Annotated in this window: 22 protein-coding genes; 7 read left to right on the top strand and 15 right to left on the bottom strand. The window is 44.0% G+C overall.

From position 1 onward, the window contains the following. Nucleotides 1-552, top strand: a complete 552-nt coding sequence (locus ACRD6K_RS03430) for a 1-acyl-sn-glycerol-3-phosphate acyltransferase (RefSeq protein ID WP_430972089.1) — start codon at nt 1-3, stop codon at nt 550-552. 173 nt (nt 553-725) lie between these two features. Here the strand turns inward: ACRD6K_RS03430 and ACRD6K_RS03425 are convergent, their stop codons facing one another. Together ACRD6K_RS03425 and ACRD6K_RS03420 are read right to left on the bottom strand one after the other, a co-directional pair. Next, the gene (locus ACRD6K_RS03425; RefSeq protein ID WP_430972088.1) at nt 726-1,442 is read right to left on the bottom strand and encodes a DUF6261 family protein; all 717 of its coding nucleotides are present in this window, start codon (nt 1,440-1,442) and stop codon (nt 726-728) included. A 127-nt stretch (nt 1,443-1,569) separates the two neighbouring features. Next, entirely contained in the window at nt 1,570-1,749 is a 180-nt protein-coding gene (locus ACRD6K_RS03420; RefSeq protein WP_430972087.1) for a hypothetical protein, read from the bottom strand. Nucleotides 1,750-2,052: 303 nt separating this feature from the next. Here ACRD6K_RS03420 and ACRD6K_RS03415 point away from each other — a divergent pair, with 303 nt between their 5' ends. From ACRD6K_RS03415 to ACRD6K_RS03400, 4 genes are all read left to right on the top strand, one after another. Further along, a complete protein-coding gene (locus ACRD6K_RS03415; protein ID WP_430972086.1) occupies nt 2,053-2,598 on the top strand; it encodes a hypothetical protein in 546 nt (181 codons plus the stop codon). After that, nucleotides 2,598-3,644: an MFS transporter gene (locus tag ACRD6K_RS03410; RefSeq protein WP_430972085.1), complete on the top strand. Its 1,047-nt coding sequence runs from the start codon at nt 2,598-2,600 to the stop codon at nt 3,642-3,644. The genes ACRD6K_RS03415 and ACRD6K_RS03410 overlap by 1 nt, the downstream gene beginning before the upstream one ends. A gap of 3 nt (nt 3,645-3,647) precedes the next feature. After that, on the top strand, nt 3,648-4,001 hold the full coding sequence (locus tag ACRD6K_RS03405) for a hypothetical protein (protein WP_430972084.1): 354 nt from the start codon (nt 3,648-3,650) through the stop codon (nt 3,999-4,001). A 169-nt stretch (nt 4,002-4,170) separates the two neighbouring features. Next, nucleotides 4,171-4,353: a hypothetical protein gene (locus ACRD6K_RS03400; protein WP_299577844.1), complete on the top strand. Its 183-nt coding sequence runs from the start codon at nt 4,171-4,173 to the stop codon at nt 4,351-4,353. A gap of 88 nt (nt 4,354-4,441) precedes the next feature. Here the strand turns inward: ACRD6K_RS03400 and ACRD6K_RS03395 are convergent, their stop codons facing one another. The 11 genes from ACRD6K_RS03395 to ACRD6K_RS03345 all read right to left on the bottom strand — a co-directional run bounded on the left by ACRD6K_RS03395 (nt 4,442) and on the right by ACRD6K_RS03345 (nt 17,902). Beyond that, nucleotides 4,442-5,311: a glycine betaine ABC transporter substrate-binding protein gene (locus ACRD6K_RS03395; RefSeq protein ID WP_299577843.1), complete on the bottom strand. Its 870-nt coding sequence runs from the start codon at nt 5,309-5,311 to the stop codon at nt 4,442-4,444. Between the two features lies 1 nt (nt 5,312). Next, nucleotides 5,313-6,134, bottom strand: a complete 822-nt coding sequence (locus ACRD6K_RS03390) for an ABC transporter permease (RefSeq protein ID WP_299577842.1) — start codon at nt 6,132-6,134, stop codon at nt 5,313-5,315. Beyond that, nucleotides 6,131-7,357 carry a quaternary amine ABC transporter ATP-binding protein gene (locus tag ACRD6K_RS03385; RefSeq protein WP_430972083.1) on the bottom strand — a complete coding sequence of 409 codons (1,227 nt, stop codon included), beginning with the start codon at nt 7,355-7,357 and terminating at the stop codon, nt 6,131-6,133. Before ACRD6K_RS03385 ends, ACRD6K_RS03390 begins: the two co-directional genes overlap by 4 nt. A 9-nt stretch (nt 7,358-7,366) precedes the next feature. Beyond that, nucleotides 7,367-8,557 carry a hypothetical protein gene (locus tag ACRD6K_RS03380; RefSeq protein ID WP_430972082.1) on the bottom strand — a complete coding sequence of 397 codons (1,191 nt, stop codon included), beginning with the start codon at nt 8,555-8,557 and terminating at the stop codon, nt 7,367-7,369. 501 nt (nt 8,558-9,058) lie between these two features. Beyond that, nucleotides 9,059-9,730, bottom strand: coding sequence for a 3-keto-disaccharide hydrolase (locus tag ACRD6K_RS03375; RefSeq protein WP_430972081.1), 672 nt, complete (start codon nt 9,728-9,730; stop codon nt 9,059-9,061). A gap of 72 nt (nt 9,731-9,802) precedes the next feature. Continuing rightward, entirely contained in the window at nt 9,803-11,257 is a 1,455-nt protein-coding gene (locus ACRD6K_RS03370; RefSeq protein ID WP_430972080.1) for a carbon starvation CstA family protein, read from the bottom strand. Nucleotides 11,258-11,387: 130 nt separating this feature from the next. Further along, nucleotides 11,388-13,040, bottom strand: coding sequence for an FAD-dependent oxidoreductase (locus ACRD6K_RS03365; RefSeq protein WP_430972079.1), 1,653 nt, complete (start codon nt 13,038-13,040; stop codon nt 11,388-11,390). A gap of 118 nt (nt 13,041-13,158) precedes the next feature. Further along, nucleotides 13,159-14,871: an FAD-dependent oxidoreductase gene (locus tag ACRD6K_RS03360; RefSeq protein ID WP_430972078.1), complete on the bottom strand. Its 1,713-nt coding sequence runs from the start codon at nt 14,869-14,871 to the stop codon at nt 13,159-13,161. 89 nt (nt 14,872-14,960) lie between these two features. Next, nucleotides 14,961-15,086, bottom strand: a complete 126-nt coding sequence (locus tag ACRD6K_RS03355; RefSeq protein WP_363322874.1) for a RagB/SusD family nutrient uptake outer membrane protein — start codon at nt 15,084-15,086, stop codon at nt 14,961-14,963. Nucleotides 15,087-15,209: 123 nt separating this feature from the next. Then, nucleotides 15,210-15,803, bottom strand: coding sequence for an RNA polymerase sigma factor (locus ACRD6K_RS03350; protein ID WP_430972077.1), 594 nt, complete (start codon nt 15,801-15,803; stop codon nt 15,210-15,212). Between the two features lie 32 nt (nt 15,804-15,835). Further along, a complete protein-coding gene (locus tag ACRD6K_RS03345) occupies nt 15,836-17,902 on the bottom strand; it encodes an HD family phosphohydrolase (protein WP_430972076.1) in 2,067 nt (688 codons plus the stop codon). Nucleotides 17,903-18,065: 163 nt separating this feature from the next. Here ACRD6K_RS03345 and ACRD6K_RS03340 point away from each other — a divergent pair, with 163 nt between their 5' ends. Further along, complete coding sequence (locus tag ACRD6K_RS03340) at nt 18,066-18,872, top strand: C40 family peptidase (protein ID WP_430972075.1); 807 nt, start codon at nt 18,066-18,068, stop codon at nt 18,870-18,872. Between the two features lie 51 nt (nt 18,873-18,923). Then, nucleotides 18,924-19,361, top strand: coding sequence for an NUDIX hydrolase (locus tag ACRD6K_RS03335; protein ID WP_299577832.1), 438 nt, complete (start codon nt 18,924-18,926; stop codon nt 19,359-19,361). Here the strand turns inward: ACRD6K_RS03335 and ACRD6K_RS03330 are convergent. Continuing rightward, complete coding sequence (locus ACRD6K_RS03330) at nt 19,349-19,993, bottom strand: WbqC family protein (RefSeq protein ID WP_430972074.1); 645 nt, start codon at nt 19,991-19,993, stop codon at nt 19,349-19,351. The two genes, ACRD6K_RS03335 and ACRD6K_RS03330, sit on opposite strands and share 13 nt — an antisense overlap. 5 nt (nt 19,994-19,998) lie before the next feature. Beyond that, entirely contained in the window at nt 19,999-20,328 is a 330-nt protein-coding gene (locus ACRD6K_RS03325; RefSeq protein WP_430972073.1) for a LapA family protein, read from the bottom strand. Nucleotides 20,329-20,372: the final 44 nt, after the last annotated feature.

Here is a 20,372-nt window from a genome sequence, read left to right as displayed (position 1 = left end):
ATGAAATACATTTGTAAGTTCTTGTTGAAATTGTGGGGCTGGAAAGCCATGAATGGCATAATGCCCCACAAAAAAGCCATCATTATTGGCGTACCGCACACCAGTGCCTGGGATTTTGTGATTTCCTATTTGTACTATACCTCTGTTGGGGGTGTGGCGCATGTGATGATTAAAAAAGAGTTTTTCTTTTGGCCATTGGGCTTTTTCCTCCGCAAGATGGGGGCTTTGCCTATCGACCGGTCCAAGGGAGCGACGGTGGTGAAGCAGGTGATTCATGAAATGAACAGCCGGGAAGAGATGCACCTGGCCATTACGCCCGAAGGCACCCGACAGCTGAACAAACGGTGGAAAGCCGGTTTTCATACCATTGCGCGTGCAACGGGAGCAACCGTATACCTGGGCTTTTTCGATTTTGGACGGAAAGAGATTGGCTGGCTGGAAACCCTGCCTTTAACCGATGACGCTCAGGCGGATATTCAGCGTATGAAAGCGTATTACCGCCAGCGCGGAGTTGTTGCCAAATACCCCGAACTGTTTACGGCCGAAGAGTAGAGGGCGAGGGCGGTTGTCAGTTTTCAGTTGTCGGTTGACGGTTTTCAGTAAAACCAGGACTGAGTTATTTCGACATAAAAAATAAAGGATTTGCCGGACGAACCGGACAAATCCTTTCCCAAACGTGCAATCTCTCCTCTAATCATCCTCTTCCTATGCACAACACTATGTTTTTAAGCCGTGGCTTTCTTTTTCTTTCGACGTCGTTTCACCGCTTCGTTGGTTGTTTCAATCACCTCGGCAATGCTGTTGACAAAATTGCCGTAAGTGCCGGCATCAACGGCTTGCATGGCCCGCAAGTAGGTAACCAGTTTCTGGTTAATCAGCTCAATAAGCTGCAACTTGAGGGTGGTGGCATTGACCTCGTTTGATTCGCGTGCTTTTTCGAATTCATAGGCTACGCGGGCTGTTTCAAAATTGGCTTGCGAATCGCTTAGGCGTGCAACACATTGGTCAAAGCCCGACAGTTTGGCCGCGGCTTCCTGAATTTCGGGTTTTGCCAAATCACCCAAAAGCGATTGAATCAGGCTTGATTCCGACCCGTAGTTTTCGGTAATAAGCGATGTGAGTCCGTAGTGTTCCAACACCTCGTAAACGACCGATGCTGGCTGGTTGATCTCCGGATTGGGGTGATGAACCAGCCCCAGTACCAGGTAGTGAAGCGAGCGGATATTCCCGTCGCGAATTTCATCCAGTCCTTCCAGTTCCGATTCGGTTTTCATGCGTTTAATGGCCCTTATAAGCCGATCGGATTCGGTTTGCAGGTCGCCAAAAATTGTAGCCAGGTGAGTATCTTGAGTAAGACCAGCATTTTGATACATGCTAATCATGCGTGAACTGGCGTCACTTACTTCAGTAGCGCGACTTTGATAGATTAGTTTTTTAATCATAAGTTGCTCTTTTGGTGGTCCATGCTTGCTTTCGGCTGTCTTTTCCTCGGGGTTTATTCCGGGTAAAAACACCCTACTGAATTTTTTTCTAATAAAAAGTTACAATAAAAATCATTATTGCATCTCATTATAATGAGGTGTTTTTCAGCATTAAATGAGTGTTCACAAGCTTTTTGTGCCCCAAAATGCCTTGGGTAACCGGCATCCATGCCCCAAAAATGGGGTGGGTGCGTGGATAAACATCCATGCGTTTCCTGCGCGGTGTTTCTTGCTTTAGATAAACATCTATAGCTTGCTTTGGTCTCATGGAGACAATGGACGTTCATCCATTTCTTGTTTGCTTCTTGTTTCTATCTTTGGATAAACGTCCAAAGCTTTCTTTTTGCTGGTTGGGGCATTTTACGTTTATCCATTGGCTCACCCAAGCCTGAAACCGCCTTTGGAGATGGGGTTATTCTGACGGAAAGCAACAGTATGATGATCTTTTGTTCAACAAGTAGCTCTGTAACATAAAATGGATGCTTTTTTGATCACTTGGTTTTCGTAAATTGTTCCTCCAAGAAGTTACCGCTGATAACCAGTAAATAAACCAGACTAAAACAAGCACCCTATGAAAAGACTGAAGTACGCCATGCTGCTGGCCTTGATTATTTTTTCGATCAACTCGCAAGGAGATATCATAATTACCGAGCAACCAACCAAGCATAAGCATATAATTACAAATTTGACGGATTATCCGGATGTTGTTGTTTTTGTAAAGTATGGACTTAAAGGTGTGCCGATACTTGCGAACATGGGGTTTGCCAGAGTCCCCAAAGATGGTGTGATTAAGAAACATCTTTATAGCGAAATGGAGCTTTACGCTGTCAAGAAGGAATATCTGGAGAATAGGGAGGATGAGGATATTGATTGGAAGGACAAGCAGAATGTAATGCGCTCAAGCATGACCATCTTACCAGACTATGAGAAAACTGGGTTGGAGAATATACCTGAAGTAAAACATGAATATGAAATCATGGGATTCAAGGATACTTCGATGGTGGTGTTTAAAACCAAAGAGATTTACCGGTATAATGAAAGTCTACATCAAGCGGATTCCATTCAATATTTTAAGTATGAGGGCGACTTAGCCAAGCTGCAAAAAAAGTTTAATTGATGCATTCCGCGAAGTTTTTCCCGCTCACAACTTTCGTAACCACATACGCTATTGCCCACTTGGTGGTCGATGCGGCCTGTGCATTCTTATTCATTGGCGTGCTTGAATTTAGTGAACACATTGTTTTCAGCATGTTGCTGTACAATGCGCTTGCCTTTGTTTTGCAGGCTCCATTCGGACTTCTGATTGATAAAAAGTTAAACCCCAAACTGGCTTCGATATTGGGGTTGTTGCTTGTCGCCTTGTCCTTTCTGTTCTGGAACAGGAGCTATGTGGCTTTAAGCATTATCAGTATTGGAAACGCCTTATTTCATGTCGGCGGTGGGAGTTTGGTTTTATCCCTGAGGAAAAAGAAAGCGACATTTTCCGGGGTTTATGTGGCTCCCGGTGGAATTGGTTTGGCTTTGGGTTCTTTTTTAGCCATCTCAAAGCCGGGAACAAACCTTGTGCTTTTTCCATTAATCTTGCTTATTCTTAGTTTCCTCCTGTACTTTATTAAAACTCCTGGTTTCAACCGTACCCGCAAGGAGCAAAGCCTTTCCAATTATGGTGTTTTACTGGTTGCACTAATAATGATTCCGATTGCAGTACGCTCACTGATTGGCTTATCGATGGAATTTCCATGGAAAGAAAATCAGTATTGGCTTTGGGGGCTTATTGCGGCACTAGCGCTGGGGAAAGTCTTTGGAGGGGTTTTGGCTGATCGTTTTGGACTGTTAAAAGTTGGAGTGGGAGGCTTGTTGGTTTCAACACCCCTGCTTGCTTTTTTCTCAACGGTGCCCTTGCTTGGACTTGCAGGGGGCTTTGTGTTTAATTTCACCATGCCAGTTACTTTGATTGCCATCTTAAGTGTTATGCCCCAAAATAAAGGCCTGTCGTTTGGATTAACCACCGTTGCGCTGTTTATTGGTGCTATTCCAACAATACTGGGCACCAACAGCTGGCTAAAAGATGATCTGGTTGTATTTGCATTCATAATGCTGTCTGCACTTGTGTTGTACGGGGTATTAAGCTTCTACGGAAGCATAAAGACACTAAAGGTTTAGCATATGGACTACAATTTCTTGTTTCTGAAAAGTTTGGCAATGACGGTTTTAATTGAAACTTCTGTGCTGGTAATCTTTTTCCGGTTGATCCTCCGGGCTGAACAAACTCGGATTTCCAGCTTACTGTTTACCGGATTTATTGCAAGCTTCGCAACATTACCCTATTTGTGGTTTATTATTCCGAACTATATCGACAATAACATTTGGTACATAACAATTGGTGAGTCTTTTGCTGTGCTGGTTGAAGCTTTAATCATTTGGGCAATACTGAAAAGAAAATACCCTACAGCATTGCTTGCCTCATTGGCCTGTAATACGGTTTCATTTGGAACGGGCTTACTGCTAAGCTGGCCATAAGTATTCAAGGGTATGAAAGAAGTTTTGTATAGCGTTCCGGCATCTTTGTTTGCGCCATCACCCGAGGCTTCAAAGCCGGGGGAGCTGCAACAAAAGAACACGGTTTTCGTTACTCGTACTACCTGGTTTTACAGGAATTGGAACAGGTTAAAGCAAGAAAGGAGTCAGTATGAAGTACCGGGTGCATCGGTTGGAGGTAAAGAGCAGCAACATGCAGGAAAAGCTGGAGCAGTTCCTCAATCAAATGGAGGGTGAGCTTGTTTCGGTGTTTCCCAATGTGCGTCCAACGTTTCAGCCAATGGGGGCTACCTCGAAAATTGATTTTCTGTTGATTGTAGAAAAGCTCAAGTAAGGAAGGTTTTATTGGGCTTGAATGAGCAGGCAAAAAAAAGCCCCGCTGGGCGAGGCTCTTTATTACTTGTTATGGTGTGGTGTCGGACTTAGTTGTTAAACCAGCCGTCAACCAACTCTTTGTGTTCGTTGTACCAAGCCAGGGCTGCTTCGTCTTCCTGTCCCGGGTTGCTTTCAATAGCTACCATCAAGGTTCCCAGCAAGTCATCGCTCATTTTGAAATTGCCGAAGAAAGTGGCCAGTTCCGGATTGGCTGCTGCCCATCCTTTGGTAGCAATTACCGAAATGGATTCTGCTTGTCCCATGGTTCCTTTCGGATCTTCCAGAATTTTCAGATCGTAGCGGGCAAATTTAGTATGAGGTTTCCAGCCGGTTACAGCAATCCATTCGCCTTTGTCGTAAGCTCTTTTCAGCGAGGCCAACATACCGGCTTCACTTGAAGTAACTAACTCGAAATCCAGGTTATAGTCTTCAATCACGTTTTTCGTGATGCCCATAATTCCGGCTCCGGGATCAATACCAATGATTTTACCATCGAATTTTTCTTTGACGCTGTTCAGCTCGTCCAGCGAGTTGATTTCAACATACTGAGGAACGACTAATCCCAGACGACCGTCGTCGTAAACCGCACCTAGGTGCTCCACTTTGTCGCCAAATTTTTCCATGTAGCTTTTGTGGGTAATGGGTTCCCACACTTCCATAAACAAATCGGCATCGCCTTTGGCCACTGCGGCAAACACCGGAGCTACATCGGCAGTGATGAGTTCCACTTCGTACCCTTTTTCTTCCAGCACCACTTTGGCCAGGTGAGTGTTGGCAATACACTCAATCCAGTTCACCATCGCAATGGTTACTTCCTTGTTGTCTTCTTCGCTGGCGTTATTTTTACTTCCGCCAGTACAGCTGGTGAAAAATACGGCTAATGCAAGAATAAATCCGAATAAACTAGTCTGTTTCATATTATTTCTTTTTTTGATTTTGACCTAAATTTTGTGTAATACGGTCGAGGATGATTGCCAGCAGTACCACTGCCAGTCCGCCTTCAAATCCAAGACCAATGCGTAGTTGGCTAATTCCCTGAAGAACGATTTCTCCAAGTCCTTTCGCTCCAATCATACTGGCAATAACCACCATGGAAAGCGACATCATAATGGTTTGGTTAACACCTGCCAAAATGGTTGGCATGGCCAGGGGTAATTGCACCTTTACCAGTAACTGGCGTGGGGTAGCCCCAAAAGCTTTGGTGGCTTCAACAATGTCTTCAGGCACTTGCTGAATCCCCAAAGAGGTGAGTCGTACCACCGGAGGCATGGCAAAGATGATGGTTGCAAAAGCTCCGGGCACGGTTCCCAATCCGAAAAATAGCACGGCCGGAATCAGGTAAACAAAGGCCGGCATGGTTTGCATAAAGTCCAGAATAGGCCGGATTATGCTGTTGGCCGTTTTGTTTTTGGCACTCCAAATTCCAAGCGGAATACCAATAGCCAACGCAATAATGGCTGAAGCCAGCACCAGCGAGAAGGTTTGCATGGTTTCTTCCCAAAAGCCGGTGAAATAGATAAATACCAGTCCCACCAAGGTGAGGACGGCGTTTTTGCGACCGGCTTTCCAAAGCGCCAGGGCCGTAAACAAGGCAATGGTAATGTAGAACGGAATACCGGTCCAGAAGGCTTCAATCAGCTCAATGAGTGAGCTCATACCGGTGTTAATGCCATCAAAAAGCCCTGAGAAATTATCCGTTAGCCAGTTGACCCCACTTTCAATGTATTGTCCTATAATCATAATTCAATTGCTTTTTGGATGATCTCGTTAATTTCTCCCTTATCCTTTCCGGTGGTCTCTGCAATCAGCGAGGTTGGAGAAACAACTCCAAGCAGGTGATTTTCTTCGTTGACAACCGGAATGGGCAGATTCGTTTTACTTAACAGCGGAAGCATGTCTTCCACAGTTTCATCCGGGTTAACCGTCATGACCGAGTCGCGAATGATGGATTCAATGGTTTTGATCTCTTTTTTCTTGAGGTCAACCACATCTTCAAGCTTTACGAAGCCCAGGAAAGTCCGGTTGGTACGAACGACGGGCATGGATGATAAGCCCAGGTCGCGCATGGTGCGTAAAACCACGGCCGGGCCATCTTTTTTCAGACGAGCCACCTTTGGTTTTTTAAACATGATGGAACCAGCGGTAACAATTTTACTGCGGTCCACATTCTCCACAAACGACTCCACGTAGTCATCAGCCGGGTTGGTGATGATCTCTTCGGAAGTACCTACCTGAACGATCTCACCATCTTTCATAATGGCAATGCGGTCGCCCAGCTTAATGGCTTCTTCCAAATCGTGGGTGATGAAGAGAATGGTTTTTTGCATCTTCTCCTGCAACAAGAGCAATTCATCCTGCATCTGCGAACGAATCAGCGGGTCAAGCGCCGAGAAAGCCTCATCCATCAGCAAAACCTCCGGTGAGTTGGCCAATCCACGGGCCAAACCAACGCGCTGCTGCATACCTCCGGAAAGCTCACTTACCTTTTGGTTTTCGTAGCCTTTCAGGCCAACCAGGTCAATGGTTTCCTGTGCTTTTACTTCGCGTTCTTCCTTCTCAATTCCCTGCAACTCCAAACCAAAAGCCACGTTGCTTAATACGGTTCGGTGGGGCAGCAGGCCAAAGTGCTGAAAGACCATCGCCAGTTCTTTGCGGCGAATATTCAGCAACTCTTTGTCGGACATGTTGGTAATTTCTTCGTTGTTAACAAAGATTTTACCCGTGGTGGGGTTGATCAATCGGTTGATGCAACGGAGCAGGGTTGATTTCCCGCTCCCCGAAAGCCCCATGATTACAAATATTTCACCCTCGTTGATGGTCAGGTTGGCATCGCGCACAGCCACATTACATCCGGTAGCATCCAGAATCTCGGCTTTGCTCTTCCCTTGGTCGAGCATCTTCAGCGCTTTGGCCTTTCCCTTTCCGAAAACCAGCGAGAGTTTTTCAATTTTAATTTTTTCCATACTTTTCTTTTAGAAATAATATCCAAAGTTGATGTTAAGACGCTTCATCCATTCAGCATCAGCATCGCCAACTCCCAGACCTTCTCCAAAGTTTGGAGTTAACCAAGGTTGGTTTTTTCCCATAGCGTAGTCGATGTACGTGTAAAGCGGTCCGGCAGAAATCAAGATTCCAGGAATCAGGTGGTGCATGTCGGCATAGTCTTCATTGACTTTGTCGATAAGTGTATAGTCTACGTGGGCTTGAATGCTGTTGATTGGTCCAAAGTCCACCGGGAAGCTTTTTGCAATACCAACGGCATAGGCATTGGCTTTGGCGGCTACATCATAAGGGGTACCATAAGCTCCCATTTGAACGATGTCCAGTTTCTCGCCGTTGTCCGCTTTCGCAGCGTAGTTGTAGTTGATGTAGGTTCCTTTGAAACTCCATCCTTTTCCCCAGCCAGCTAACACGTGAGCGGCAAAGGCAGTACTTAATTCGGCTTCGTCCAGCACGCTGTTGTAAATACCTCCAGCTTGTCCGGATAGTCCCACTTCAACCTGATCGCTGATGTGGTAGGCTGCACGTACGTTTACCTGGTTCAACTCACGAATGTGAGCCTCTACTGCAGTCGCACCAATTCTACCGGCACCGGGAATAATGTCATAAGAATAACGTCCTGGTCCTGAGTTTCCGTAAGTTACCGCTCCACCAGCAGTTGGGCCTTCGGGCTCTGCCTGGCGGTAGTAAGCAAAACTCAGGTCAAGTTTATCTATCCCCGTATAGTCAAATTTGATTCCCATGTCGTAGTCATCTTCCAGACCAACATAGTATTGACCCTGAAACCACCAAGAGTGTGATGCATACTTGGTAATACCAAAGGGGACTTGATTAACACCTAACTTCATGTATAAATCTTCGTTGATTTCATAGCCCAGGTAGCCATGGTGGATGAAGTGTGTTCCGAAGGTTGGGTAGAACCGATACTCAAAGCTCAGATCAATACCTCCTGCTGAACCATCCACGTTTAAGCGCCAAGTGTCCCAGGTAAACTCAGGTTGTGTTTTGTTTTCAACCCAGCTTTTGGCAAACACGTTGAAGCGAACAGCTCCACCTACCTTAAAGTAGGATTCTTTTTCTTGTGCCTGACCTGAAAAACTAAACGCAAAAAGACATAATAATAAAGCACTTAACTTCATCACAGACTTAAATGATATCTCCATAACTAATTTGAATAAAAATGATTTTTGATTTTTATAATAATTGTAAGTCGAATTCGTTGGGGATTGTTTCTGCACGACAAAAGTATAAAAAATAGGCAGTTTAGCAAACCAAATGGGAGGTCGGACAAGTTGAGCTTCTTATGCAGAGCCTTTGTTTTTACTAGCTTTTTATTTTTTGAAGTTTTCGTTTTGATCGGATGATCAGGTGTTTGTGATAATAGATTTGTAAAGCCTTAGGCGGAGTTATCCGAAAAAATGCTTTTGTAATCTTAATATGAAATTAAGATTGGGGTTAATTGGTTCTATAGAAACGATATTTCTGCAGGTATGGATTTTTGTTGAAATATTGCTTCATTAAAGGATATGAGCGGTTTACGATGAGTTCGGTTTTGATTGGTGAAATCGTACAGCGAGGACATATATAACAATGCCAGGTAATTCGCTGTTTGGGAACTACCCGGCATGGCCTGATTTAAAAAGAAAAGAAATGTGCGTTTGGGACTATTTGAGCGAACGTAATGTCAATTTACGGAATTCGACTTCGGCGCCTTCTGCCTGAATGGCCAAATGTCCTTTTTGGGCTGTGCAGTGGTAACCTTCATTCACCAAGTCGCCGTTCACCCACACCCGAATGCTGTCTCCCTTGCACTCGATCGTCATTTGGTTCCATTCACCCAAAGGGAGTTCCGAATCATCGGTCAGGTTTTTGATTCTTCGTTCTTTTCCTTCTGTAATTCCCCAATTTGCTTTGGGGCCTCTTCTACTTTCCATGTCAGGAACGCTAATATCTTCCACAATGCACCAAAAATCTCCGGCATCGCCGTGCTGCATTTGTACTTCCATCGATTGAGGGAACATTCCATACAAGGCCCGTGGCGTGGATGCATGAACCAATATGCCACAATTACCAGGCTTGCCGGCAAAACGGTATTCAACGTCTAATTGATAATCGGCATATTCGTCATCGCTTATCAGGTGTCCGCGCGGATCGCCAAGACTAACCAGCAAGCCATCGCGCACGATGAATGGAGCAATGGTATCGGGGTTGGTATCCATGGCCGGTACATCCATATGCCAACCGTCCAGGCTAGTGCCGTTAAAAAGTTGCTGGGGTTGATTGCAGGCTCCAAAAGCTATAACGAGAAAAAGTAAGATCAGGTGTTTAGTATTCATACGTTTCATTATTTTGATCCCTAAATTAAGGATTATAATTCAAGCCAACAGTTTTAAACAGCTGAAAATGATCTAGTCGCGCACACGAACTCGGGACAGTTCACGCGTAAAGTATTTGTTTTGGTAAATGAAAAAGCCGATGGCTGACAGCACTGCCACGGCAATTCCTGTGGGGTAGGCAATATCCTTTGATAATGAAAAGCCCTCTGGAGCAAGCAATAGATAAGTTACAATTACAGCGGTCATGAAAATAGCGGGGATCAGTGTTATCCAGTATAATTTGCGTTCCTGTAAAAGGTAGATGGAGATGGTCCACAAAACAACCGTTGCCAGGGTTTGGTTAGCCCAGGCAAAGTAACGCCAGATGATGCTGAAATCAATTTGAGTAAGCAAAAAACCAATGGCAAATAGCGGAACACTTACTAGCAGTCTGTTTTTGATGGGCCCCTGTTTGAAATTCATAAAGTCGGCAACAATTAAGCGTGCGCTTCGAAAAGCTGTGTCACCTGATGTAATCGGAGCAGCAACAACCCCTAAGAGGGCTAGCAGACCTCCCAAGGTGCCTAAAAGAGAATTGGATATTTCATTGACGATAAAAGCAGCATTGCCTTGATTTGCGGTCATAACTTCATTCAGTTCCCTAATACCTCCAAAGAAACTCATGCTGATAGCTGCCCAGATTAAAGCGACAACCCCTTCGGTAATCATGGCGCCGTAAAATACGCGGCGTCCGTATTTTTCATTAGTGACACAGCGAGCCATTAAGGGAGACTGTGTTGCGTGAAAGCCGGATATAGCACCACATGCAATGGTAATAAACAGCATTGGAAAGATGGGAAAATCATTGGCCTTAACATGAAAGTTTTGAAGGTTGGCTGTATTGAGTTCCGGTATATGATATCCTTTGACAAAAAGTGCAATAATGAGTCCAACAGCCATGAAAACCAAGGCAAAACCAAATACGGGATAGATCCGTCCAATGACTTTATCGATGGGCAGCATGGTGGCTAGCAAGTAATAGGCAAAGACCACCCATACCCAGAAGGTCATGGTTGCGATGTCGGGGGTTATATCCGCCAGAATCTTAGCTGGTCCCATAATGAAAACAGCACCTACAATTATCATGAGGAAGACTGTAAACAAGCGCATGAATTGCTTGGTGCCTTTTCCCATGTAGATGCCAACAATTTCGGTAATGCTTAATCCTTTGTGTTTGATCGAAAGCATGCCTGAAAAATAATCATGAACGGCTCCGGCGAAAACAGAACCTAACACAATCCAGATGAACGCAACAGGTCCCCACATGGCCCCGGCAACAGCTCCAAAGATGGGCCCAAGTCCGGCAATGTTCAAAAATTGAATCAGGAATATTCGCCACCAGGGAAGCGGCATGTAATCAACACCATCATTCATGGTGTATGCAGGCGTTTTCCGTTGCGGATCAATACCTGCAATTCGTTCAATTAGTTTGGAATAAAAGAAATAGCCAATGAGCAGGACTGCCAAGGAGATAAAAAAGGTAATCATAGAAATTGTTAGTTAGGTTCTTGTATTATCAACTGCCAAAATTAGCAAAAATATTGCTGCCTCATCTGCTGTCCGGGCTGTTTTAGCAAGGTTTTCCGAACCCCATGAAGCAGCAATACTCCATGCAGGATTAAGGAGCTTTTGTTAATACCTGTTTCTTGGCTAGTAACTGTCTTTCTAACTTCGAGTAGGGAACTTCCTGAACTGCGTGGTTTCCGTCGATAGCCATTACGGCAGCGACTGCAGCCGACTGTCCCAGGATCATAAAGACCGGTTCCATACGGATGGAGCCAAAAGCAATGTGGCTGGAAGACAAACAAACCGGAACCAACAAGTTGGTGCATTCTTCTGGCTTGGGCGTGAGTGATCCGTAAGAGATGGAATAGGGGCCTGGAGGATGAACGCCAATGTCGCCTTCGTTTTGAACAAAGCCTTCCGGTGTAATGTAGCGCTGCACATTATGCGAATCCATAGCGTAAGAGCCCATACCTACAGGCTTGGGGACTTCTCGTTTTAGGAGCACGTCATTCTCGGTGGTTACATATTCCCCAATCATCCGGCGGGCTTCTCGAATATAAAGCTGATGCGGCCAGTTGTCGTTGTCTGTGAATTCATCTTTAGCCAATCCCCAGCTTGCCATTTCTGTCCGTATTGCTTCAGGGACGCGAGGATCATTAGCAACAAACCATAGTAAGCCCATTTGGTAGTCATTGTGTTCCTGGATGATTTCACGGCGACGCTCGTAGCTTCCTTCTGGATAATCATAGTTCATTCCAATATTATCGCTGCTAAAAGGACCGTGGTTGTTGGTGTCGGTTTTTTTGTTTGGAATGGGATCGAACTTGTTGAACCAATCCTTACGTCCCGTTTCAAAAACACGCAGGAGCAGTTCATATTGGCTTGGATCGTAGTTGTCCGGTTTAGGAAAAGGGAGGCGGTTTTCGTCATGGTTCGTCATACACATTCTAAAACAGTAGGCTTGGATTTTATCATCACCCGCTCCATATTCTCCGGGCGGCTCTGTTGAAATGCGGGGAAGCACGCCACTGTTTGGATCATCCGGAATTTTGTAGGGCGAAATGTTTGCTTTAAACCAGTGCTGGTGGTGCAAAACTCCGGTTTGCACACCGTTCCATCGCTCATTGTAAGTGTCTTTGCTTTCGCGGCCAACATGATAACTCACTCCGGCTTCGGCCATCAGATCACCTTCGTAGGTGGCATCAATAAAGACTTTCCCTTTAAACGTTTTTCCGGATAAGGTTTTAAAGCTGATGATTTGCTGGCCGTCTTTGTTTACGCCATTTTCCCGGTCAAGCCATTCATCCCGATAGACGGTTAAGTTGTTTTCTTTGACAAAATCTTCAAATACTTGTTCTGCTACATGAGGTTCAAAAATCCACATCGTGCGGTTTTCTCCATCCATGGCTACCGTGCCTTGTCCTTTGTTTCCATACTCCGAATGTTTTTGCCAAACCCAGGCAGCAGAGTCGTTGTAGTGGAGCCAAACTTTGTGATAAAATTCACGCGCAAGTCCTCCAATGACTGATTTGTTGCCCGTATCGGTATAGCCCAAACCTCCTGAAGTTAATCCGCCTAGGTGTTTATCGGGAGAAACAATTAGAACAGACTTTCCGGATTGACTGACTTCTACTGCGGCAATGACTGCTGCCGAAGTTCCTCCATAGATGATCACATCGGCTTCATAAACTGGAGTCGTTGATTGCTTTGGTTGGCAACTCCAAAGAAGGGCGGATGCTAAGAATGTAAGTAATGCATATTTCATTTCATGATTTGTTTGAGGTTGATGTTGGTTGTGTGGTTAATGTGGAAAAGCGAATAAGTATGTGGTCGTTAGTATCTAAATGAATAGAGCAGGGGATAGCTCCCCTGCTATTTGAGCGTTATTTGCTGACGTGCTGAAGCACTTGCTTGTCGCTTAGTAGTTTTGCTTTCAGATCAGTGTAATTCACCTGCTGAATAGCGCAATTCGCATCGATTGCCAGGGAGGCTGCTGTTGCTGCCGATTGTCCTAACACCATAAAAACAGGTTCCATGCGGATGGAGCCAAAAGCAATGTGGGTTGAGCTGACACAAACAGGAACCACGAGGTTAGAGCACTCGTTTTGCGAAGGAACAATGCTACGGTAACTGATTGGGTAGGGCTTAAAGCCATGAGCTTCAACATTACCTTCGTTTTGAACATAGCCATTGGCATCGACGTAACGTTGTACTTGATGTGAATCCATACCGTAGGCAGCCATTCCAATAGCATCTTCAGCTGTTTCAAAGCCTTCACAGTTGTGTTGAGTCATAATGTAGTCACTAATCATGCGACGGGCTTCGCGCACGTAAAGTTGCTGTTGCCAGCCGTCTTCACGCTCGTACTCATCTTTACAAGTTCCCCATTGCGATACCGCATCGCGTACTTTTTTTGGGATGCGTGGATGATAAGCCAAAGTCCACATAAGCCCCTGCTGGTAGCTTCGGTGACGTTCTACAATCTTATCGCGTTCAGCGTAGGAGGCTTCCGGATAATCGTAGTTTTGTCCAATAAAGTCAGTTGAAAAACCTTTCTGATTATTGGTATCTGTTTTTCGATTGGGCATTTTAGAGTTGATCCACGGAACCAGGGGATCGCCATAGGAATACATTTCTTCGATTGGCCCATCAGCAGCTTCATAGTTCCGGAAAAGCAACTCATACTCCAATTCATTATATCCTTCCGGTTTCTTGAAAGGGATTCTGTTTTCAGGATGATCTGTCAGGGTCATGCGAAAGCAATAGGCCTGTATGCCTTTGTCTGCATCTCCTTCAACGCCTGGCCCGCCTTCGTTTATAAAGGGAAGAAGTCCGCTTGAAGGATCGCCTTTTACGATGTAGGGATCAACGCGGCTGATGAAGTTGTGATGTCTAGAGTTTATAGATACTGTTCCTCTTAGTGTTACATTGAAGTTATTTGTCTGCACTCCGTTTAGAGTTTCACCATACTGTTTGTTCGATTCGCGTCCGTAGGTGTAGTTAACACCAGCTGCAGCCATTAAATCGCCCTCGTAGGTTGCATCAATAAACATTTGCGCTTTGTAGCTAGCTCCGTTTTCCATTTCAATAGCCACAATCCTGGTGCCTTCTTTCTTGACACCAGTTTCACGATTTAGTCGCTGGTTGTAGACGATATCTACCTTTTCTGACTTGAGCATTTCGTGGTATACTTTTATAGCAGCAGAAGGTTCAAAGGTCCACATGGCATCTTCATTCTTTTTGTTTCGTGCTTGTTCATAATCTTCAGCACGTTGCCATCTCCAGTTTGCCGGTTCCGAATAATACTCTTTGATGTTTTGATAGAACTCGCGAGAGATGCCACCAATCACTTGTTTGTTGCCGATGTCAGTCGCGCCCAAGCCTCCTGTGGTTAGGCCTCCAATTCGGTTGGTCGGTTCAATCAGCAGAATTGATTTTCCCATCCTGGAACTTTGGATGGCAGCCGATACTCCAGCCGAAGTTCCTCCGTAGATGACGATGTCATAGCTTCGTTTTTTCGCAAAAGTATTTCCTGATAAGGAGGCAAATAAGATGAAAATGATTAAAAAGTGGAATATTTTCTTTCCTGGATTCATGATTGAAAAATTTAGTTAGACATTTATGTAAAGGTTGTTAAAATTGCGACTTCTATTTTACAGAAGTCGCAATGATTAGAACTGTTAAGTTAATTCCCGTAACCGGGGTTTTGCTCCATTGCGGTATTCGTATCTAATTCAATATAAGGAATTGGCCAGAGATAATCTCTGTTTTTATTGAAAAAGCGTAACTCGACAACCCCTATTTTTTTCATTGTTTTCCCAGCTTAAGAAAACCGACAGGTATTGTTGGCTTTGCTGTATAAGTAATAGGGATAACTCAGGCTGATCCCCTAGTTGGCCTGTAAAAAAATGAAATAAACAGATATGTCTGTTTATTAGTTTTTTATGAATAAGAGATAATAGAGTTCTCCTCCAATGTTTCGATTTTCAAGGGCTTCCCGAATTTTTTTCAAGGCCTGTGTCAGATGATTTTCAACCGTTTTGGGCGATAGCTCTAAATCAGCGGCAATTTTCTTAATGGATTGTTCTTGTTGACGCTTTCGGATAAAACTCTCTTTTTGCCGAGGAGGTAGTTGATTGATAATTTGATTGACTTGGTCCAGTAAGGATTGGTAGTTGGTTTGCTCATCCAGCCGATTACTGAATCCGCTTGCTTGATTGATGATTACGTGCTGATAGGCGCGTTGCAAATTGAGTTTCTGGAAAAGCTCGCGAATGTGGTTGAAGGCAATTTTGAAAATATAGGCTTTGAAAGAAAGCTCCGGGTTAATCAATTCACGCTTCTTCCAGATTTTGTAAAAGACTTCCTGTACCACTTCTTCGGCCTCCATCTCGGACTTTAAATAGCCCAACGCAAAAAAGTAGAGTCGTTTGCCGTAGGTATTAAATAAAGTATCAAAAGCTTTAGCACTGCCATTTTTTAGTTCGTATAACAGTTCTTTTTCAGTATGTTCATGCAGCTCTTTCAAGTTTAGGAGTTGGAAAAGTGTGTTTGGTTGAATTACTTTTTGTTCGGAGTTTTTTCTTCCGGATATTCAATACGAACATGGTAAATGTTTATCAATTTTTCAAGAATTGTATCTTTAAAAATTCGAATATCTCGTAAGGTTAAATCAGCGTTTTCCAGCTGACCAGCCTCAAGTTTATCCTTAACCATTTTCTCAATTAACTCGCGAAGGTTGTCCTGTGTTTTTTCCTTCAAGGCCCTTGCAGCTGCTTCAATGCCATCGGTAAGCATAACCACGCTGGTTTCTTTACTTTTGGGCGGTGGACCTGGGTAAGTAAACTCGCGTGGGTCAACATCTTCGTCAGGGTGATCGTTCTTATACGTGGTATAAAAATACTTGGCTTGTGTGGTGCCATGATGACTACTGATAAAATCAATAATCATTTCAGGAAGCTTATGACGGCGGGCAATTTTCACCCCATGGGTAACATGATCGATAATAATTTTGGCACTTTCTTTATTGTCAAGACCACTGTGCGGACTCATTCCTGCCACCTGATTTTCGACAAAAAAGGCAGGTTGGTTGGTTTTCCCAATGTCATGGTACAACGCACCAGCGCGAACCAGGAACGGATTTCCGCCAATTCGTAAAATCACTTCTTCAGCCAGATTAGCAATTTGCATGGAATGCTGAAAGGTTCCCGGAGCTTCCTGGGCCAGTTTACGCAACAAAGGCTGATTGGTGTCTGAAAGCTCCATAAGTGTTACATCCGATACAAAGCCAAATAACTTTTCAAAAATGTAAATCAACGGATAAGCTAATAAAATAAGTAGTGCATTGCCGCCAAACCACTGCAATTCTTGCCAGGGGATAGACTCAATATTGCCTTCCTGAATCATGCTAAGAGCCAAGAATACCACAGCATAGCTGAAAAACACCCAGATGGCAGTGAGGATCAAATGTGATCGGCGATGCAGCTTATCCAAACTAAAAACAGCAATAATGCCGGCAACTTGATTCAAGAAAATATACTCGAAATTATTGGGGGCGAAATAACCGATCAGGAGCGAGGTTACCAGCAGGGTGAAAATGGCCGTCCGCGAATCGAAGAAAATGCGTAGTAGGATTGGTAGAATAGCCAAAGGAACTAGATACAAGTCAATAAAATCGCGGTCGTTCACAAAACGCGAAGTGAAAACCATCAGTACGATCATGACAAGAATAAAACTCAGGCGTCGTTTCTGATTAAAGATCTCGGGCCTGAAATGGTAGAGATAGAAAATAAGAACCAGCAAGCAGGAAATAATCAGGATTACCTTTCCAATTATTAAAAGGTAGCGTTCAATATTTTGTCCGCGCTTGGTTTCGTAGGTCTTCTTCAATGAATCCAGAATCACAAATTTGTCAGGCGTAACGATATCTCCTTTAAAAATAATTCGTTCACCGGTTTGAACCATGCCTTGTGTGATGGAAACTTCATTCAGCTGTTTTTGTAGTTCGCTGGTATTTAGTGCTTCATCATAGGTTGCGTTCGCAATGAGAAAGTCACTCAGGTTAACAGCCTGATTAAAGGTTTCAAAGCGATCACCAATGCTGGCGCGAACGGTGTCGCTCAGTCCTTGGTAGGCCGATTTTAGCGTATAAAGTTCGGAGATGGGCACCCGGGTGGCAACCTTATCCTGAATTAAAATGACTTCCTGTTTATTGGTTAGCGCCGGATGATTTGCCGGTGCCTGTTCAATCAGCCCGGTCTGGTAAAGGTCCGATAAAAATTGGGTCAGATTTTGAATTGCGGTAGAATCAACCTGGTAATTCTTTAGCACCTTGGCCAGGTTGTTTGTTTGGGCAATGCCCTGCAGGGTATCAACCTTTAAATAAGGAATGTATTGGCTTTTAACGGAGTCCTGCTCAAGTTTTACCTCTTCTTCACCCTTTAAAATCGCAAAGTTAAACGGAGCTACCAAGGTTTCATGTCGCCAGGGAGCATTTTTCTGAAACTCATATTTAAACCGACTTTCACCGGGAATAATTAAATAAAGCAGAAAAACAGTTGCGATAAATACGAAGGCGATGTAAAAAAAGTGGTAATAGCGGGCCAGGCGCGTTAATAACTTTTTCATAAATACTTTTTTAAAGGCTTTCAAAGACTACCCAAAACTAGTCTTGATGAGTTATATTTGAACTCTTAAAATTAGTAATTTCTTTCATGAAACTTGCCATGAGAAAATATTTCTCCTCCACAAAGAGTCCGGTACACTTCGGATTGGCAGGTAACATGTTGGTATGAAAAGTAATAAAAAACAAATGAATTACGGAATTTCCGGACTAAGTATCATACCCTTGCGCAAAGACCCCTCCGAACGAAGTGAAATGACCAGCCAGGTATTGTTTGGGGAACATTTTGAAGTACATGAACAATTTATGGGCTGGTGTCGGATTACCATGGGCTATGATGGCTATGAAGGATGGGTTGATCAAAAAATGATTACCGAGTTAAATGAGCGGGCCTACCTGAAGGTAATTAACTCTCCTTTTGCTGTTTGCACTGACATTTTCAACCTCATTCCAACAGAGGGCGAACAAAACATGATGATTGTGGCAGGTAGTACTTTGCCCTGCTGGCGGCCCTACAAAAAAGAATTTTCGATTAATCGGGATGTTTATCAGATGAATGGAAAATTCATGTATCAACAACCAGCTGATGAGCGAAAGTTGATCATTCAGCAAGCCTTAATGTATTTTAATGTGCCTTATTTATGGGGCGGGCGTTCGCCTTTTGGAATTGATTGCTCCGGCTTGATTCAGATAATTTACAAACAAGCCGGCATCCAGTTGCCCCGCGATGCCAGTCAGCAAGTTCATTGTGGAACGGCTTTTTCGTTTGTGGAAGAAGCTCTGCCTGGCGATTTGGCGTTTTTTGATGACGAAGAAGGCAACATTATTCATGTGGGAATTATCTGGGAAAAGAACAAAATCATTCACTCTTCAGGGAAAGTCCGGATTGATAATGTAGACCAGTTTGGCATCTTCAACGTAGAGACCAAGCGCTATTCGCACAAAATGCGCGTAATGAAACGGATAATTGACTAACCAATCAAGGCCTGTCGATGGACAGCTTGGTCTTGACCAATTTCATAAAAAATGACAGCAAGTTATACTTACAAATACCCGAGGCCATCAGTTACTACTGATGCACTTATTCTGAAAAAGAAAACCGCAGAAATTTTACTTGTTCGTCGGGCAATCGATCCGTATCGAAACCACTGGGCTTTACCGGGCGGTTTTGTGGAAATGGATGAATTGCTGGCGGATGCCTGTAAGCGGGAGCTGAAGGAAGAAACTGGCCTGGAGGTGGGGCTTTTGGAGCAATTCCGGGTATACGATCGGGTAGATCGCGATCCGAGAGGACGTACGCTTTCTGTTATTTTTTATGGATTTGTAGAGCCTGATGCCGAGGTTAAAGGCGGCGATGATGCTGCCGAAGCCGCCTGGTTTAAGCTGGATCAATTGCCGGAACTGGCTTTTGATCATGCTGATATTATTCTCGACTTTTTGCGCTTACTGGGTCAGTCGGTCTGAATACTTTTGAGCAACACTTCGTAGCTTTCTGATCCACAGTTAAAAAGCAAGTCTAAACAGCTAAGGTTGGGTGTAAAACCAAATTTGTCATCAAAAACCTGGGTGTAGGTTTGCGCCTTAAATTGCGGGTCGGGAAGGGCCTTTTGTGGTTTAGGGTGAATGCCTTCCCGGAAATTCAGGCAGTTGTCTGGCACTTCCTCAAAATCCTTCGTTAGTTTTAGGTTTGGATTCAACTCCAGAATATCGAGTACAGTTTTAAGAATCTCCTGGTTAAAATCGAGCAGAAAGTCATATTGCTTTTCAAAAAAGGGTCGAAAATCATCCTGAAGCACTTCAAAAAATGGCGACGACTGGTAAGCCGAAACAATAGCTTGCCAATGGATATGCTGCCAATTGGTGTCGTACGAAATCCGAATATCTTTAATCAACTGCTTTCGGCTTCGTCCTTTTTCAACCGGAAAGATCAATGATTCCGGTCCATTCGCAGCTAAAATCACAGTCCGATTCCGATAGGTTTGCTTGGTAAAGTTTTCAGCTGTTTCAATCCAAATGGTTGGATGCGCTATCAATTTAGAAAGGTACTGCACAGGTGGAAAATACGCTGTGCTTAGTAAAATATCAGGTGTTATCATTCCCCTTACTCCTTAAAGAAACTTTCGTCGTTATCGTCGGTCATCTCAATGCCTTCAATGTGCGGTTTTTCGGCCGGTGCTGACACATTTTGCTCCAGTTCCTTGATTCTTTTTTGTTTTTCTTTCAGTTGGCTTTTCAGCTTCCATATTTTAGGATAGCTGAGCAGAAAGGCCAGAACAACCCCCAGTATTAAACAAACGATTAGTGCCAGTACCAAAGAAACCTCCTGCACATTCCAGAAAAAGACATGCAGATCGATGGTTGTTGGATTCTGTAAGGTGAAAATGACCAGCAATAAAGCCAGTATCAATAAAAAAATAATTCCTGCAGACATACGCTTTGTTTTGAGGGAAATTACGAAAAAAAAGGATAATGAAG

Source organism: Sunxiuqinia rutila (assembly GCF_050589705.1).
GTDB lineage: Bacteria > Bacteroidota > Bacteroidia > Bacteroidales > Prolixibacteraceae > Sunxiuqinia > Sunxiuqinia rutila.
The sequence above is the reverse complement of the archived record's forward strand: the minus strand, read 5'-3'. Positions and strand labels throughout refer to the sequence as shown.